Annotated in this window: 15 protein-coding genes; 9 read left to right on the top strand and 6 right to left on the bottom strand. The window is 69.7% G+C overall.

All coding sequences use genetic code 11. The annotated features are described in order from the left end of the window. The first annotated feature begins 103 nt into the window (after positions 1 to 103). Positions 104 to 439, top strand: a complete 336-nt coding sequence (locus G9Q41_RS15290) for an STAS domain-containing protein (RefSeq protein ID WP_347567575.1) — start codon at positions 104 to 106, stop codon at positions 437 to 439. Positions 440 to 562: 123 nt separating this feature from the next. Further along, a complete protein-coding gene (locus G9Q41_RS15285) occupies positions 563 to 997 on the top strand; it encodes an ATP-binding protein (RefSeq protein WP_165633249.1) in 435 nt (144 codons plus the stop codon). Positions 998 to 1,082: 85 nt separating this feature from the next. Here G9Q41_RS15285 and G9Q41_RS15280 read toward each other — a convergent pair whose 3' ends face one another. Together G9Q41_RS15280 and G9Q41_RS15275 are read right to left on the bottom strand one after the other, a co-directional pair. After that, positions 1,083 to 1,781 (bottom strand): response regulator, encoded by a 699-nt coding sequence (locus G9Q41_RS15280; RefSeq protein WP_165633250.1) that lies wholly within the window; start codon positions 1,779 to 1,781, stop codon positions 1,083 to 1,085. Next, on the bottom strand, positions 1,778 to 3,526 hold the full coding sequence (locus tag G9Q41_RS15275) for a sensor histidine kinase (RefSeq protein WP_207631210.1): 1,749 nt from the start codon (positions 3,524 to 3,526) through the stop codon (positions 1,778 to 1,780). The genes G9Q41_RS15280 and G9Q41_RS15275 overlap by 4 nt, the downstream gene beginning before the upstream one ends. Before the next feature lie 214 nt (positions 3,527 to 3,740). On the opposite strand from G9Q41_RS15275, the gene G9Q41_RS15270 reads away from it, so the two are divergent. The 5 genes from G9Q41_RS15270 (at position 3,741) to G9Q41_RS15250 (ending at position 8,781) form a co-directional block, all read left to right on the top strand. Next, positions 3,741 to 4,730 carry a tripartite tricarboxylate transporter substrate-binding protein gene (locus tag G9Q41_RS15270; RefSeq protein ID WP_165633251.1) on the top strand — a complete coding sequence of 330 codons (990 nt, stop codon included), beginning with the start codon at positions 3,741 to 3,743 and terminating at the stop codon, positions 4,728 to 4,730. Beyond that, positions 4,727 to 5,293, top strand: a complete 567-nt coding sequence (locus G9Q41_RS15265) for a tripartite tricarboxylate transporter TctB family protein (RefSeq protein ID WP_165633252.1) — start codon at positions 4,727 to 4,729, stop codon at positions 5,291 to 5,293. Before G9Q41_RS15270 ends, G9Q41_RS15265 begins: the two co-directional genes overlap by 4 nt. Next, positions 5,294 to 6,793, top strand: a complete 1,500-nt coding sequence (locus G9Q41_RS15260; protein ID WP_165633253.1) for a tripartite tricarboxylate transporter permease — start codon at positions 5,294 to 5,296, stop codon at positions 6,791 to 6,793. 305 nt (positions 6,794 to 7,098) lie between these two features. Beyond that, positions 7,099 to 7,728, top strand: coding sequence for an HNH endonuclease family protein (locus G9Q41_RS15255; protein ID WP_347567576.1), 630 nt, complete (start codon positions 7,099 to 7,101; stop codon positions 7,726 to 7,728). A 210-nt stretch (positions 7,729 to 7,938) separates the two neighbouring features. Beyond that, positions 7,939 to 8,781 carry an SAM-dependent methyltransferase gene (locus G9Q41_RS15250; RefSeq protein WP_092523497.1) on the top strand — a complete coding sequence of 281 codons (843 nt, stop codon included), beginning with the start codon at positions 7,939 to 7,941 and terminating at the stop codon, positions 8,779 to 8,781. A 57-nt stretch (positions 8,782 to 8,838) separates the two neighbouring features. Here the strand turns inward: G9Q41_RS15250 and G9Q41_RS15245 are convergent, their stop codons facing one another. Beyond that, complete coding sequence (locus G9Q41_RS15245) at positions 8,839 to 9,834, bottom strand: hypothetical protein (protein ID WP_242687513.1); 996 nt, start codon at positions 9,832 to 9,834, stop codon at positions 8,839 to 8,841. Between the two features lie 456 nt (positions 9,835 to 10,290). On the opposite strand from G9Q41_RS15245, the gene G9Q41_RS15240 reads away from it, so the two are divergent. Further along, on the top strand, positions 10,291 to 11,619 hold the full coding sequence (locus G9Q41_RS15240; protein ID WP_092523501.1) for an MFS transporter: 1,329 nt from the start codon (positions 10,291 to 10,293) through the stop codon (positions 11,617 to 11,619). Between the two features lie 167 nt (positions 11,620 to 11,786). Here the strand turns inward: G9Q41_RS15240 and G9Q41_RS15235 are convergent, their stop codons facing one another. From G9Q41_RS15235 to G9Q41_RS15225, 3 genes are all read right to left on the bottom strand, one after another. After that, positions 11,787 to 12,722, bottom strand: coding sequence for a heme o synthase (locus G9Q41_RS15235; RefSeq protein ID WP_092523503.1), 936 nt, complete (start codon positions 12,720 to 12,722; stop codon positions 11,787 to 11,789). Then, positions 12,719 to 13,102: a DUF3817 domain-containing protein gene (locus G9Q41_RS15230; RefSeq protein WP_092523505.1), complete on the bottom strand. Its 384-nt coding sequence runs from the start codon at positions 13,100 to 13,102 to the stop codon at positions 12,719 to 12,721. Before G9Q41_RS15230 ends, G9Q41_RS15235 begins: the two co-directional genes overlap by 4 nt. A gap of 253 nt (positions 13,103 to 13,355) precedes the next feature. Further along, complete coding sequence (locus tag G9Q41_RS15225; protein WP_165633254.1) at positions 13,356 to 14,459, bottom strand: LLM class flavin-dependent oxidoreductase; 1,104 nt, start codon at positions 14,457 to 14,459, stop codon at positions 13,356 to 13,358. Positions 14,460 to 14,826: 367 nt separating this feature from the next. On the opposite strand from G9Q41_RS15225, the gene G9Q41_RS15220 reads away from it, so the two are divergent. Beyond that, entirely contained in the window at positions 14,827 to 15,858 is a 1,032-nt protein-coding gene (locus G9Q41_RS15220) for a hypothetical protein (protein ID WP_165633255.1), read from the top strand. Positions 15,859 to 15,861: the final 3 nt, after the last annotated feature.

The following is a 15,861-nucleotide window of genomic DNA, read 5'->3' as shown; positions in this document are numbered from 1 at the left end:
ACTGTTTTGATACTCATGGCTAGTATGTGAGGGTCGTGTTGTGGCTATGTTCGACACACCTACCCATGTGGACGACCCCGCTTCGATGGAGGGGACCGAGAAGGTGAGCACGTCCCTTCAGTGGCACGGGCGGACCGCTGTTCTGGCGATCACCGGAGAGGTCGACATGGTGACCGCACCACTGGTCCAGGGGAAACTGACCTCCACGCTGGAGGAGCACCGCCCCCCAGTGCTGGTGGTCGATCTGGAGCACGTCGACTTCTTCGCATCGGCGGGACTGTCCGCGCTGGTCGCGGCGTACCAGCAGGCCGGGGAGAGCACCACCCTGCGCGTCGTGGCGGGCAGCAGCGCGACCGCACGACCGCTGCGGGTCACCGCCCTGGACCGCAAGATCTCCGTGTACTCCTCCCGGCAGGAGGCCCTGTCCGCCGGCCGGTGAGTGCGACCGCCACGGCGGCACACCCGCACGGGGACGCTTCCGGGCATGAACGGATGTCCCCGTGGGGTACCCCGGGCGGGAATTCGAGCTCCGAATGGCACGAGGACCGAGTGAGTACGCATGATGACCACCCGCCCAGCCTGTGCTCGCGATGAGCCCACCTCCGAGTTGTGCTACCGGGAAGTCCCCGCCGCTCCCGAGCGACTTCCCGCGTTGCGCAACGCGCTCTCCGAATGGGCCGGAAGGGCCGGTTTGGACGCGGAGCAGGTGGAAAAGCTGATACTGGCGAGCTACGAGGCGCTGGCCAACGTGGTCGCGCACGCCTATCCGGACGGAGGCGGTGTGCTGGACCTGCAGGCACGTCTGCTGCGCGATCCCGCGCGGGTAGAAGTGACCGTGACTGACTACGGGCATTGGCGTCCGGAGGCGCAGCGACGACGGGACCTCGGTGGGCGCGGACTGATACTGCTGCGCAGCCTGGCCGAGCACGCCGAGGTCCTCACCGGGGGCGCGGGCACCACGGTGCGGATGAGCTGGACCCCGCCCTCGCCTTCGTGAGAGCTCACGCCACTCGGCACCGGACCGAGCGCGCGCCGAGCGCGCTGCGGCCTCCCGGTGCCCCGGCGCCCGGGAGGCGGAAGCCCTACCGCCCCTGGTCGTCCGCGATCCACCGGTATCGGTGCTCGGGTCTGCCCGCGGAGCCGTACCGCAGGTTCAGCTCCACCTTGCCGATCGCGACGAAGTGGTCGAGGTAGCGCCGCGCGCTCACCCGGGACATCCCGGACCTCCGCGCCACCTCCACCGCGGAGAGGTCCGCGTCGGCCGCGCGCAGCGTCTCGGTCACCAGCCGCGCCGTCACCGCGGAGAGCCCCTTGGGCAGCTCGGCGGGCACGCTCTTGTGCTCCCCCGGACGCAGCAACCCGTAGGCACGGTCCACATCGGCCTGCTCCGCCTCGACCACCGAGTCCAGCTTCCGCTGCGCCTCGGCGTAGTTGTTCAACCGCTCGCGCAGCTCGCTGAACGGGAAGGGCTTCAGCAGGTAGTGCACCGCACCTCCCTGCATGGAGGCCTTCACCGTCTCCACGTCCCTGACCGCGGTGATCACGAGGACGTCCACGGCACGAGCGTTGCCCCGCAGCCGCTGCAGCACCCGCACCCCGGAGTCGTCCGGCAGGTACAGGTCCAGCAGCACCAGCTCGGGCCGCAGTTCCTCCGTCAGCCGCAACGCCTCCGCTGCCGTGTGGGCGACGCCGACCGCCTCGAAGCCGTCCAGGCCGTCGACGAGCTTGCGGTGGTTCCTGGCCACGAGTACGTCGTCGTCGACCACGAGAACCCGGATCATCGCCCGTCTCCCGAGTCCGCTGCGTCCGCATCCGCTGAGCCCGCATCCGCTGAGCCCGTATCCGCTGCGTCCTGGTCCGCGCGGTCCGAATCCCCGCGAGTCACAGCGGGGGCGGGTTCTGCCACCACGGGCAGCAGCGCGGTGAACACGGCACCTCCGTCGTTGTCGACGCGGACCCAGCCACCCCGGTTGCGGCAGGTCTGGCGCACCAGCGCCAGCCCGAGACCGCCGGTTCCGCCCTGTTCGGCCACCTTGGTGGTGAACCCGGCCCGGAAGACCTCGCTCACCAGGTCCGGGGCGATCCCGGCTCCCGAGTCCCCGACCTCGATCCCGGTGGCCGCCGCACCGTCCTCCTCCGTGGAGCGCAGTGACACCCGCACCCTGCCACCTTCCCCGCCCAGCGAGTCCAGGGCGTTGTCGATCAGGTTGCCGACGACGAGGATCAGGTCGTCGCGCGCGGTGGAGCTGGGCAGCGCGTCGAGGTCGGTTTCCGGGTCCAGCACGAACTCGGCACCGCGCTCACCCGCCGCGGCCGACTTCGCCAGCAGCAGGGCCGACACCGCCGCGTCCCGGACGCGCGTGGTGAGCTCCTCGGTGAAGCGGCCGTGAGCGGCGCTGAGCTCCGCGACGAAGGTCCGCGCCTCCTCGTGCTCGCCGAGCTCCAACAGCCCCGAGATCGTGTGGATGCGGTTGGAGAACTCGTGGGCCTGGGCGCGCAGCGCGTCCGTGGTGGTGCGCGCACCGTCCAGCTCCTGCGCGAGCTGGTCGAGCTGGGTGCGGTCCCGCAACGTGACCACGGAACCGCCGTCGCTGCGGTCCGCGCGTATCGGCATCCGGTTGAGCGCGAGCACCCTGCCCGCGCGCAGGACGATCTGGTCCGTCCCGTCGGCCTCGCCCGCCAGCACCTCGTGCAGCCGCTCCGGCAGCTCCAGCTCGTCGAGGCGACGCCCCTCCGCGTCGGCGGGCAACCCCAGCAGCCGGTGGGCCTCGTCGTTGACCAGGGTGATCCTGCCGTCCGAGTCGAACGCCACCACTCCCTCCTTGAGCGCGTGCAGCATGGCCACCCGGTGGTCGACCAGCCTCCCGATCTCGTCGGAGGCCATGCCGAAGGTCTTCCGGCGCATCCTCCGGAAGACCAGGTAGGTGCCGAAACCGCCGAGCAGCATCAGCGTCAGCACGGTCCCGAGCAGCGCGGGCAGGCTCTGGGTCACCTCCTCGCTGACGGTCGAGACCGGCACCCCCACGGAGACGACCCCGATGACCCGGCCGGAGTCGTCGAGCACCGGCACTTTCGCCCGCATGGAACGCCCGGTGGTCCCGGTCTGCACACCGGTCCACACCTCCCCCGCCAGCGCGGGCGCGGCGTCGGTGGACAGGTGCTCGCCGATGCGCCCCGGATCCGGGTGGGAGTAGCGGATCTGCTGCCTGTTGGCGACGACGATGAACGAAGCTCCGGTCGCCCGGCGCATCCGCTCGGCCAGCGGAGCGATCGTCCTCTCGGGGTGCGGGTCGTCGAAGGCCTCCCGGACCGTGTGCAGCGAGGCCACCGACTCGGCGATCACCAGCACGCGCTGCGCGTACTGCTCGTCGAGTTCGGCTCGGGTGTTGCGCCACCAGAACAGCCCGCTCGCCACGAGGGCTATCACGATCAGCACCAGCTGCAGCGCGAAGAACTGGGCCGCCAGTGGCCAGCGTCGCGCCGCTCCGCTGCCACGCGCGGAATTGCCCTCGGCGATGACGTCCACCCTCCTCACGCTCGGAGATCACCCTCGTGGAACGGCAGCACGGCACGAAGGGCATCACACCGCGAACGGATCCCCCGCACTCCCCCACCTCCCGTGACCACAACGACCACTACTGAATTTATGAACACCACATTTCCCACGAACGGGTGTGACCCACACCCTGTGATCCACAACGCTTAACGTGATGTTCACGTCGACTTCGCAGGGAAGGACCATGACAGGACGACTGATCCTCCGCGTGGCCGCCGCGGTCCTGGGCGTGGTCGTGGTGGGCGCCGGGCTGGCCGACGCCCACACGAAGGCCTCCAGCGGGACCGGCCCGCGGGACAAACTGCACCTGGTCGCTCCGGCCGACCCCGGTGGCGGCTGGGACAGCGTGGCGCGCGAGATCCAGAGCGCGGTGGACGCGCACGGCTTCTCCCGCACCACCGAGGTGCTCAACGTCCCCGGTGCGGGCGGAACCATCGGGCTGTCCCGGCTGGCCAACCAATCGGGCCAGGACAACAAGCTGATGATGACCGGAGCCGTCATGACCGGCTCCATCCAGACCACCGATTCGCAGGTGACCCTCGACGACGCCACTCCCGTCGCCCGGTTGGCCGACGACTACGAGGCCGTGGTCGTGCCGGCCGACTCGCCGTTCCACACGGTGCAGGACCTCATGAACGCCTGGCGGAAGTCCCCGAGCTCGGTGGCGGTCGGCGGTGGCTCCGCCGGTGGGACCGACCACCTGTTCGCCGGGATGCTGTTGCGGGAGGCCGGGGTCGACATATCGAAGCTGAACTACGTCGCCTACTCCGGTGGCGGCGAAGTGGTGACCGGTCTGCTCGACGGCGGGCTCGACGTCGGGGTGTCCAGTTACCAGGAGTTCGCCGGGCAGATCGAGGCCGGGAACCTGCGGGCGCTCGGAATCTCCTCGGAGCACCGACTGGACGGCATCGACATTCCCACCTTCGTGGAGCAGGGCGTGGACGCGACGCTGGCCAACTGGCGCGGCGTGATCGCACCTCCGGGGATCAGCCCCGAGCAGCGCGCCGAGCTGGAGCGGATCGTCGAGCAGGTGCACGCCACCGATCAGTGGCAGCGGGCGGTGCACCGCAACGGCTGGCAGGACACCTTCCAGACGGGAGCCGAGTTCGAGAGGTTCCTCGAATCCGAGACCGCACGCATCAAGGGGATCAGTGAGGAGCTCGGGCTGTCATGAGCACATCGGTGGACCACACCACCCCGACGGGGGAGGACCCCGTGCGGGGCAACGACACGCGGTCGTTCTGGACCGGGCGCAGTGAGCTGTTCGTCGGTGTCCTCGTGATCGCGCTGGGCGGGTTCCTGCTGATCCGCTCGGCGATGATGGACGTTCCCTCCTCGGTGAGCTTCCTCGGACCGCGGTTCTTCCCCGTCGTGGTCGGCGCGCTGCTGACCGCGCTGGGAGTGGCGCTGACCGTGCGGATGCTGCTGCCCCGCAGCGCTGCCGCCTCCGCCGAGGGCGACGGCGAGGACTCCTCCGCCGCGGCCGGGGCGAGCAGCGACTGGAAACCGCTGCTGCTGACCGCGGCCGCCCTGGCCGCGCACCTGGCGCTGCTGCAGACGGCGGGGTGGATCATCGCGGGTGCCCTGCTGTTCTGGGGCGTCTCCTGCGCGCTCGGCAGCGGGCACAAGCTGCGCGACCTCGGCATCTCCTTCGTCGTCTCGGCAGCGGTGCAGCTGGCCTTCTCCGCGGGGCTCGGGCTGCCGCTTCCCTCCGGTGTCCTGGTTGGGGTGTTCTGAGTGGAAACGTTGTCCTTGCTGGGCGGGGGTTTCGCCGAAGCGGTGACCCCGCTGAACCTGCTGCTGTGCCTGACCGGGGTGATACTCGGCACCGTGGTGGGCGTGCTGCCCGGACTGGGCACGGCCATGGCGATCGCGCTGCTCGTCCCAGTCACCTTCCAGCTCGACCCCACCGGCGCGTTCATCATGTTCGCCGGGGTCTACTTCGGAGGGCAGTTCGGCGGTGCCACGACCGCGATCCTGCTCAACACCCCCGGGCAGAGCTCCTCGATGGCCACGGCCTTCGAGGGGTTCCTGATGGCGAAGAACCGGCGGGCTCCCCAGGCGCTGGCCACCGCGGTGCTCGGTTCCTTCCTCTCGAGCATCGTCGCGGTGACCCTGGTGGTGTTCTTCTCGCCGCTGATGGTGAACCTGGCCGTCGGCTTCGGCCCGCCCGAGTACTTCGCGCTGACCGTGCTGGCCTTCCTGGCCACCTCGGCCGTGGTGACCGGTGACATGCTGCGCGGGCTGAGCTCGCTCGGCATCGGGCTCGCCGTCGCGATGGTCGGCATCGACGAGCAGAGCGGGGCCGTGCGGTTCACGCTGGGCAGCACCCAGCTGCTGGACGGGATCAGCGTCGTGGTGGTCACCGTGGGGCTGCTGGCCATCGGCGAGGTGCTGCACGTCGCGTCGCGCTCCCGGCGCGCACCGGCCACCGAGACCGTCGCCTCGGGGCGCCCGTGGTTGAGCAGGCGGGACCTGACCCGTTCCTGGCGTCCCTGGCTGCGCGGCACCGCGCTCGGCATCCCCTTCGGGGTGATCCCGGCGGGCGGGGCCGAGATTCCCACCTTCCTGTCCTACGGCACCGAGAAGAGCCTGTCCAGGAGGCGGGGCGACGACGAGTTCGACCACGGCGCCATCGAGGGGGTCGCGGGCCCGGAGGCCGCGAACAACGCGACGACGGCGACCTCGCTGGTTCCGCTGCTCGGGCTGGGCCTGCCCACCTCGGCCACCGCTGCGATCATGCTCGGCGCGTTCCAGCAGTACGGGATGCGCCCGGGACCGCTGCTGTTCACGCAGGAGTCCGATCTGGTCTGGGCGCTGCTGGCCAGCCTGTTCATCGGCAGCGCGATGCTGCTGGTGCTGAACCTGCCGTTCGCCCCCGTCTGGGCGAAGCTGCTGCGCATCCCGCGCAACTACCTCTACGCGGGGATCGTGGTGTTCGCGACCCTCGGGGTGTACACCACCAGGTCGTCGGTGTTCGACGTGCTGCTGCTGTACGTGATCGGTGCGCTGGGCTTCCTGCTGCGTCGCTACGGCTTCCCGATCGCTCCGGTGCTCATCGGGGTCATCCTCGGACCGCTGGCCGAGACCTCGCTGCGCCGCGCGATGGCGATGAGCCAGGGTGACGTCGGGGCGCTCGTGGACAGTCCTTTCGCGGTGGCGATCTACTCGATCCTGGTGCTGGCCGTGGTGGTCTCGCTCGTGCTGCGCGCGCGCAACCGTCGCCGAGCGTCCTGAACCCGCAGGTTCGCTCGCCGGATCCCCTCGCTGGTTCCTCCGTGGTGCTCTCGCGGCCACAGCCCCGGCACCGTGCGGAAGCACTGCCCGGTGTCGGGGCACCCGCCGCGAAAACCCGACCGGCCCCGATCGACCCGCCGAGCGAACCGAGTCCCGCCTCTCCGATTCGGAACGCGTTCAGCCCGAGGAGCTGGTCCGAGCGTGTCACGACGTCCATCCACTCTTCACCGCACTATTGACCCGCGTTGACCGGCGCTTGTCACGCTGCGGTGGTCTCCCCAACCACTAACGTGAGGAGGACGGTCGTGCGAAAGCTCGTCACCACGCTCACCACCGCGCTCTCCGCGGTGGCTCTGCTGGCCGTTTCGGCGGGAACGGCCACAGCCTATCCACCCACCCCGCCCGACCGGAGCACCGCGAGCCAGCAACTGGCCGAGCTCACGGTGCGCTCCGAGGGCTCCATGAACGGCTACGACAGGGACCGCTTCCCCCACTGGTCGAGTCAGTCCGGCAGCTGCGACACCCGCGAGACCGTGCTGAAGAGGGACGGCAGCGAGGTGAGCGTCGGAAGCGACTGCTACCCGACCTCGGGAAGCTGGTACAGCGTCTACGACCAGCAGTGGGTCCAGGATCCCAGTGAGGTGCACATCGACCACATGGTCCCACTGGCGGAGTCCTGGAGGTCGGGCACCGCGAGCTGGAGCGACTCCAAGCGCGAGAACTTCGCCAACGACCTGGACAGCCAGCAGCTGATCGCGGTGTCCGGAACGTCCAACATGGACAAGAGTGACTCCGACCCCGCCGAGTGGAAGCCGTCGAACACCGGCTACCACTGCATCTACGCGCGCGGTTGGATCAACGTCAAGCACAAGTGGGGGCTGAGCATCGACTCGGCCGAGAAGACGGCGCTGTCGAACATGTTAGGCAGCTGCTGAGGCACCTCCGCGCGGGTGGCGGGCGCGCCTCGCTCGTCACCCGCGGCCGGCCCACCGCCCCTGCCGGGGCAGGGGGATCCGCCGGGACGAACCCCCTTCCGCGCGGCCGGGGTGGTCCACGGCTCTCGCCCGGGCGAAAGGCGCGCACGCGGTACCCTGGTTAACAGCGCCGCCCGCTTCCCGGCCGCGACCGCCTCGGAGGTGTCCCGGATGAACCAGCCCGAGAACCGTGACGAAGAGCCGTTCCTCGGTTCAACGCCGCCTCGCGAGGAGGTCCGCACCGACCTGCCGAACGCCGCGCGGATGTACGACTACTACCTCGGGGGATCCACCAACTTCGCGGCGGACCGGGAGGCGGCCGAGGCCGGTTCCGCCGCGGTGCCGCACGCACGCGAGTACGCGCAGGCGAACCGCGCGTTCCTGCAGAGGGCGGTCACCTTCCTCGCCGAGAACGGCGTCGACCAGTTCCTCGACCTCGGATCGGGCATCCCGACCGTCGGCAACGTCCACGAGGTGGCCCGGCAGTCCAACCCGCGGGCCAGGGTGGCCTACGTCGATCACGAACCGGTCGCCGTGGCGCACGCCCAGCGCCTGCTGGGCGAGCTGTCCGGAGTCACGATGACGCTCGCCGACATCCGCTCCCCGGAGGAGGTGCTGTCCGCACCCGGTGTGTCCGGGCTGCTGGACTTCGACCGCCCCGTCGGCCTGCTGGCCGTTGCGGTGCTGCCCTTCGTCCCCGACCAGGACGAGGCGCGCGAGATGCTGGCGACGTATCGCGGGGCCTGCGCTCCGGGAAGCCACTTCGTGCTGTCCCACATCTCCGCGCTGTCCGCGACTCCCCAGCAGGTGGCCGCGGCCGAGGAGGTCATGGCCCGCACCCCCACCCCGGTCAGGTGGCGCCCCCCGCACGAGATCGAGGAGCTGTTGGCGGGCTTCTCGGTGGTGGACCCCGGTCTCGTCCCCCTCCCGAGGTGGCGGCCCGAGGCCCCGGTGACCGAGGACGAGGTCAACATCGCCAACGCCTACGGGGCCGTCGGCCGGCTCGACGGGTGACCCCGACCGTGACGGCGCGCCCGGGCAACCACCGGGCGCGCCCCGTGCACGCGGGGGTCAGCCGCGGCGCTGTCCGGGCACGGGGGCCGGATGGCCGAACCTGGCCAGCACGTGTGGCTCCCCCGCGAGACCGAGGCGTTCGCGCAGTCCCCGCCGAACCTCGGCCAGGTGCAGCGGCTGGGTGATGACCGAGGCCACCAGTCCCAGACTGGTCGCCGTCAACCAGGCCAGTTCCAGCGCTTCCCCCGTTCGGAAGTGGTCGGACGGCTCGTCGGAGTCGGTGCACAGCACCATGACCGACTCCTCGGCTATCCACTCGGCGAGTCGGCCCTGTTCGGGCAGCCGGGTGCCCGAAGTGGTCAGCCCTACCCCGGGGACCCCCTCCCCGACCAGGTCGTCCCCGTCGAAGCCGCTCCCGGCCCCGCCGGCCCGGCCGGACCTGTCGATCATCCACATCGCCAGCTCGCGCTGGTAGTGGCGGTCCTTCTTGTGGACCCGTGCCGCGTACCCGAGCAGCTCCGCCACGTGCCGGGCCTCCGCCGTGCCCGTGACCCAGCGGGCCCCCACCCCGGAGGAACCGCCCGCGGCGAGCAGGGTCTCCCTGGAGACGTGCGCGAGTCCCTCTTCGTGGAAGGGGCGCCGGTGGCTGCTGCGCCGGGTGATGGCCCTGAAGCGCTGCCCTTCCAGCACGGAGGGCTCCCGACGGGCCGTTCCGGTCACGACTCCCACGAGATCCGGTTCCTCCGGCCCCGGTCCGCGACGCAGCTCGACGTCCCATCCGGTCGCGCGCACGGCGAGGAACAGGTTCGTCAGGGCGGCCCCGCAGGAGATCCTCCGGTCCCTTCCCTCCGGATCGTGCTGCTCCAGGGAGACCTCCGCCCGCTCGTACAGGCTCGCCGTGCGCCCTCCGAAGACCAGCGACCACGGTTGCGTGTTGTGCACCGACGGCGCGCGTCCCACGGACTGCTCCATGCTGCGGACGTCCTCGGGCGGCCACTCCTGTCCCTCGGTGGCGGTCCCGGCTCCTCGCCGGTGCGATCTTCGCGGACTCATGGGCGAACCACCCCCGGCACGATTCACGACCCCGGATTCACACGGCCCCGGATCCACGCCCCCGACTGTGCCGACCGGCTCGTCCGCCCGGGGGCCCGAGACCGGGTGACACGGCAACATCGCTGGACACCGTCCGCGCGACCCGACATCACTATCCCCTCCTCATCCGTGCGCCGCATTTCGGGCACCACCCGCGCGGACGCGCCGCTCCCGCGAAGGCGCGCGGTGACGGGAGGAGGGGCACGGGGCCATCCGGCGGAGGACTGCCTCCATCGCCCGGAGGAACGAGCGCTGCTGCCGACGCTCTTCGAGGTCCGCCCCGCCACCGCGGAGCGGAACCGACTTCTCCGACGCTCTTGTCGTGAGCCGAGGCCGTCGCTACGGTACCGAAAAACTTACAGCGTTAGTTACCTGGGACACACCCGAGAGTTACACCGACACGAAGGGTGCGTAGCGATGGCCGGTTCGACGACCACGCAGTCCGGAAGAGTGGCCCTGGCCAGTCTGATCGGTACGACGATCGAGTGGTACGACTTCTTCATCTACGGCACAGCCGCCTCGCTGGTGTTCAACGAGCTCTTCTTCCCCTCCTTCGACCCGCTGGTCGGCGCCCTGGCCGCCTTCGCCTCGTTCGCCATCGGGTTCCTGGCCCGCCCGCTGGGCGGAGTCGTCTTCTCCCACTTCGGGGACCGGCTGGGACGCAAACCGATGCTGATCTGGTCCCTGATGCTGATGGGCGTGGCCACGCTGCTGATCGGCACGCTGCCCGCCTACGGCTCCATCGGGGTGTGGGCGCCCGTGCTGCTGGTGCTGCTGCGCTTCGCGCAGGGGATCGGAGTCGGAGGCGAGTGGGGCGGGGCGGCGCTGATGGCCGTCGAGCACGCCCCCGACAAGCGGCGGGGCTTCTACGGGGCCTGGCCGCAGGTCGGCGTCCCTGCCGGTCTGCTGCTGGGCAACATGACCTTCTCGCTGGTCTCGGCCAGCGTGACCGACGAGCAGTTCATGGCCTGGGGCTGGCGGATTCCGTTCCTGATGAGCGCGGTGCTCATCGTGCTCGGGCTGTTCATCCGGCTCAAGATCAGCGAGAGCCCGGTGTTCGAACGCGTGATGCGCACCAAGGAGAAGTCCCGCGTCCCCGTGGTCGAAGCGCTGCGCTCGCACCCGAGGACGATCCTGCTCGCCACGGGAACCTTCCTCGGCACCCACGCCACCTTCTACATAACGAGCACCTGGCTGGTCTTCTACACCACCGAGGAGGGCCTGTTCGAACGGACCACCGTGCTCAACGCCAACTCGCTGCTGAGCTTCGTGGACATACCGTTCATGCTCGCCTTCGGACTGCTATCGGACTACCTGGGCAGGCGGCGCATGATGATCAGCGGCATGGGCGTCATGGCGCTGTTCGCCCTTCCCTACATGCTGCTGGTGGACAGCGGGTCCATCGTGCTGTACCTGCTCGGCGGCATGGTGCTGCAGCTGTGCCGGACCTCGGTGTACGGGCCGCAGTCGGCCTACTACTCCGAACTGTTCTCCACCCGGCTGCGCTACAGCGGCATCTCCATCAGCTACCAGCTGGCCTCGATACTCGGAGGAGGAATCGCCCCGATGATCTGCACGGGGCTGTACGCGGCGACCGGCTCCCCCGTGGCGATCGCGGGCTACATGGCGGTGCTGGCCGTGATCTCGTGCGGATCGGCGTACCTGCTGACCGAGACGTACAAGCGCGATCTCGCCGAACCCGCTGCCGCGCGGGAGGTCGACGGCGAACCCACCGCCTCCGGCTGAAGGCCGGGAGTTCGCTCTCCGAGCCGGCCACGGACGCCGGGCTCGACGTCGGGCCTTCCCGGGAGCGAGCACCCGCGGAAGGCCCGCCGAGCGATCCCGCACGACCACCGCGCCGAACGGCCCGATCGAGCCGACCCGAGCTCGCCGATCCGGACCACCCGGGCCGGTCAGGCCAGCACGGGCAGCCCCACCGCGGCGTCGACGGCGATGGCCAGGAACAGCCCGGTGAGATAACTGTTCGACAGGTGGAACAGCTTCATGGGGTTGACCTCGTGGCCCCGGCTTATCCCGCTGTGCAGCCGGTGAGCCATGACCAGGAAGGTGACCCCGACGATCACCGCCCAGGCGACGTAGATCCAGCTGGTCACCGGGATCAGCAGCAGCGTGCTGGCCACCGTCGCCCAGGAGTAGGCCAGGATCCGCACGGACACCTGCCGCGGTGTGGCCACGACGGGCAACATCGGCACGGCGGCGCGTTCGTAGTCCTCGCGGTACTTCATGGCCAGGGACCAGAAGTGCGGCGGGGTCCACAGGAAGACCACCGCGAACATCACCAGCGCGGGCCATTCCACGGTGTTCGCCACCGCGGCCCAGCCGACCAGCACCGGCATGCACCCGGCGGCACCGCCCCAGACGATGTTCTGCGCGGTGCGCCGCTTGAGCAGCAGGGTGTAGACGAAGACGTAGAACAGCGTGGCCGACAACGCCAGGGCCGCGGCCAGCACGTTGGCGCCCGCCCAGAGGACGGCGAAGGACAGCACGCTGAGCGCGATGCTGAACACCAGCGCGTGTCCGCGCGAGATGCGGTAGCTGACCAGGGGGCGCGACTTCGTCCGGTCCATGACCGCGTCGATGTCGGAGTCGACCACGCAGTTCAGCGCGTTGGCGCTGCCCGCTGCCATGGTCCCGCCGATCAGGGTGACCAGCACCAGCCAGAGCGAGGGGATCCCCCGTTCGGCGAGGAACATGGCCGGGATCGTGGTCACCAGCAGCTGCTCGATGACACGTGGTTTGGTCAACGAGAGATAGGCACCGAGCACTCCGCGGACTCCCGCTCTGCCCGGTGTCGTCTCGCTCTGGACGGTTCGATTCGTGATTGTCATGAGTGTGCCGACCCGGTCTGCTCGGCGGCCCCTGCACCGGGACCGGACTTCGCTGCGTTCCACGTGCGGAACCACTGGACCACCCTGCGCTCTGCGAAGAAGGCGCCGAAGGGGATGGTTCCGGCCAGCAGGACCAACAGCATCGGACCGACCGGAACTCGCAGCAACCGGGTGATCAGCAGGGCCAGCACCAGATAGACCATGTACAGCCACCCGTGGGCGATACCGATCGTGGTAGTGGCTGTCTCACCGACGTGCTGGACGTCGGTACCGCTCGGCCAGCCGTACTTACCCACCATGGCCACGCACAACGCGATCAGCAGCACGGCCGTCACGTACGCCATCACCCGGTAACCGGCCAGCAGAACACTCGGCTTCACGACAACTCCCTCAATCCCGCCTCGTGCCTCCACCAGGACCGCGGCAGCGATGTTCGTCCCGCTCCAGGACGAAGGCTCGGCCGCCGACCGCAGCCCGACGGATGAGGCGGGACACCGTGGCTGCCCATCGTTGAAAACCGTACGCCACGCCTTCGCGCCGCTCGCGACTACCTGACTCCGAGAGTGGCGCCGCCCACGTCACAGCATGCGCCCGGCGGAGATCACCCGGCCACTGGAACTGATCGCCGTGTCGCTACGTCCCCGGCAGGCGGTAGGCCTCGGCGATCAGCTCGTAGGAACGCAGCTTCGCCTTCCGGTCGGCGATGTTCGCCGTGATCATGATCTCGTCAGCGGCGGTCCGCTCGGTGAGCGCGTCCAGCTCCTCCCGCACGGTCTCGGGGGTGCCGTAGATGGCATCGGCCAACCAGTTGTCGATGAACGCCTGCTCGCGCTCGGTGAGCTCCTGGGATGCCGCCTCCTCAGGGGTGGGCAGCTTGCCGGGGTTTCCGGAACGCAGCCGCAGCATGCTCAACGCGATCGGACGGGCCAGGTGCAGCGCCTGCTCGTGCGTGTCCGCCGCGATGACCTGGGCGCCGACCATCGCGTACGGCCGGTCGAGCACGTTCGAGGGCTGGAAGGAGTCCCGGTAGATCCCCAGGGCCGGGACCGTGTTCGCGGAGGCGAAGTGGTGCGCGAACGCGAACGGCAGCCCGAGCGAGGCAGCGAGCCTGGCGCTGTAGTCGCTGGATCCGAGCAACCAGACGACGGGCTGGGTCTCCCGCGGGACGGCGTGCACGTCCACGTGGGGGTGGTCGATGGGCAGCTCGTCCTGGAGCAGCCCCAGCAGTTCCCCCAGCTGCTGGGGGAACTCCTCCGCGGACGGCGGGCCGCTGGTGCGGCGCAGCGCCCGCGCGGTTCCCTGGTCGGTCCCGGGCGCCCTCCCGAGTCCGAGGTCGAACCTGCCCGGGTGCAGCGCTTCGAGCATCCCGAACTGCTCGGCCACCACCAGCGGCGCGTGGTTGGGCAGCATCACGCCGCCGGAGCCGAGTCGCAGCGTGCCGGTCGCCGCGGCCAGGTGGGCGAGCAGCACGGCGGGTGAGGAGCTGGCGATGCCGGGCATCCCGTGGTGCTCGGCGACCCAGTAGCGGTGGAAGCCCCACCGCTCGGTGGCCTTGGCCAGCTCCGTGGAGGTGAGCAGCGCCTCGGTCGCGTCGGTGTCCACCGACACCGGGGCGAGGTCGAGCACCGAGAGCGGAACGGGCGACTGGCCGCGGGCGACTCCCGCGATCCTGGCCGTGGTCTCCCCGTCCGGGGTGTCGCCCAGCGAGGTGCGGTCCGGGTTAGCGACGGAATCCATCACCGGGTGCAACCCCGCGCTCCCGCCGATTGTTCCCGACCGGGGCCGGGAACCGGACGAGCGTGCCTGCGCCCGGGCTCGGGAGGGGGCCGAACTCCTCGGAAGCGCGAAATCTCACCGGAAAGAGAGTTTCGGCGGAGTTCACCGCAGAACAGAAATAAATCCTTCACATTTTCCGCGCGTCGCTCATTCGAGTGAGAAAGCAGACGTGCACAGCAAGCTTGAACAAACGGGCAGCCGAACCCACCTAGGATACAGCCCAGCACAGTTTCGATCGGAAATGCGGTGGACTATGGAAGACGAGGCCATCGTTCCCCTCAGGCCGGGGTTCGATAACGAGTTCCGCGGATTCAACCGAAAACAGGTTTTGGAACATATCGAACTGCTCGAGGACCAGATCCGAATCCTCGTCACCGACCGCGACGAGGCCATTCGCCTGAACGAGGACCAGCGGCGTATCACCGACGAGACCCGCAGGCAGATGGAGGAGACCGCCGGAGAGCTCAAACGACTCCAGAACGCCGAGACGGGACAACCGTACGCCACGGCACGGATGCAGCACATGCTCAACATGGCCGAGGAGGAAGCCACGGCCATCCGCGAGCACGCCAACCGAGAAGCCGAAACGGTCCGCGGGGTCGCCGAGAACGACGCCGAGCAGATCAGGCGCGAGGCGGAGAACCGGGCCGCCGAACTCCGTCAGGAGTGCGCCGAGCTCGTCGACGACCTCGAACGGCGCCGGCAGCACATGGACGAGGAGCACGCGGCGCGCTCCGCCGAGCTCGAGGCCAAGGCGGACCAGCTGCAGTACGTCTACAACAACACCTACGAGGAGGCGTTGAACGCCGCGCGCAAGGAAGCCGACGAACTGCTCCAGCAGACCAGGCAGCAGTGCGCGGAGCTGGAGGAGGGCACCCTGCGCAAGCACTCCGAACTCATGGCCGACCTGCGCTCCAGGGCGGAGCAGCTGGAGGAGATGCGCACCAGGCTGCTGCAGAACGTGGACGCGGCCGCGAACTTCATCGGTCAGCAGCGCACGGTCCTCAGCGACCAGTTGAAGCCACTGCTGGTCGTCGACGAGACGTCCGAGCCGAACTCCGGACCGTCCGAGGAAGCCTCCGGGGGAACCTCCGGTTCGCAAGCCCCCTCGGCCAACGAGGAACGCCCCGTCCCCGCCGCGCAGCACCACACCGCGCGTCCGGCCGCGGAGTCCGCGGTGGACGGCGGGATACCCGCTCAACCGGGTCACGGGGCATCGGATGCGCTCAACCGTCCGATCCCGCTCGACCCGGTCACCGAGGACGACCCGGTGCACGAGGAGGTCCCCGTGCTGAACCGCACGGGAACGCGGGGAACGGACGGCGGAAACCAACCCTATTCGGTCGAATACGGACACTGATTC

Source organism: Actinopolyspora sp. BKK2, assembly GCF_011291845.1.
In the GTDB taxonomy this organism is placed as follows: domain Bacteria; phylum Actinomycetota; class Actinomycetes; order Mycobacteriales; family Pseudonocardiaceae; genus Actinopolyspora; species Actinopolyspora saharensis.
The sequence above is the reverse complement of the archived record's forward strand: the minus strand, read 5'-3'. Positions and strand labels throughout refer to the sequence as shown.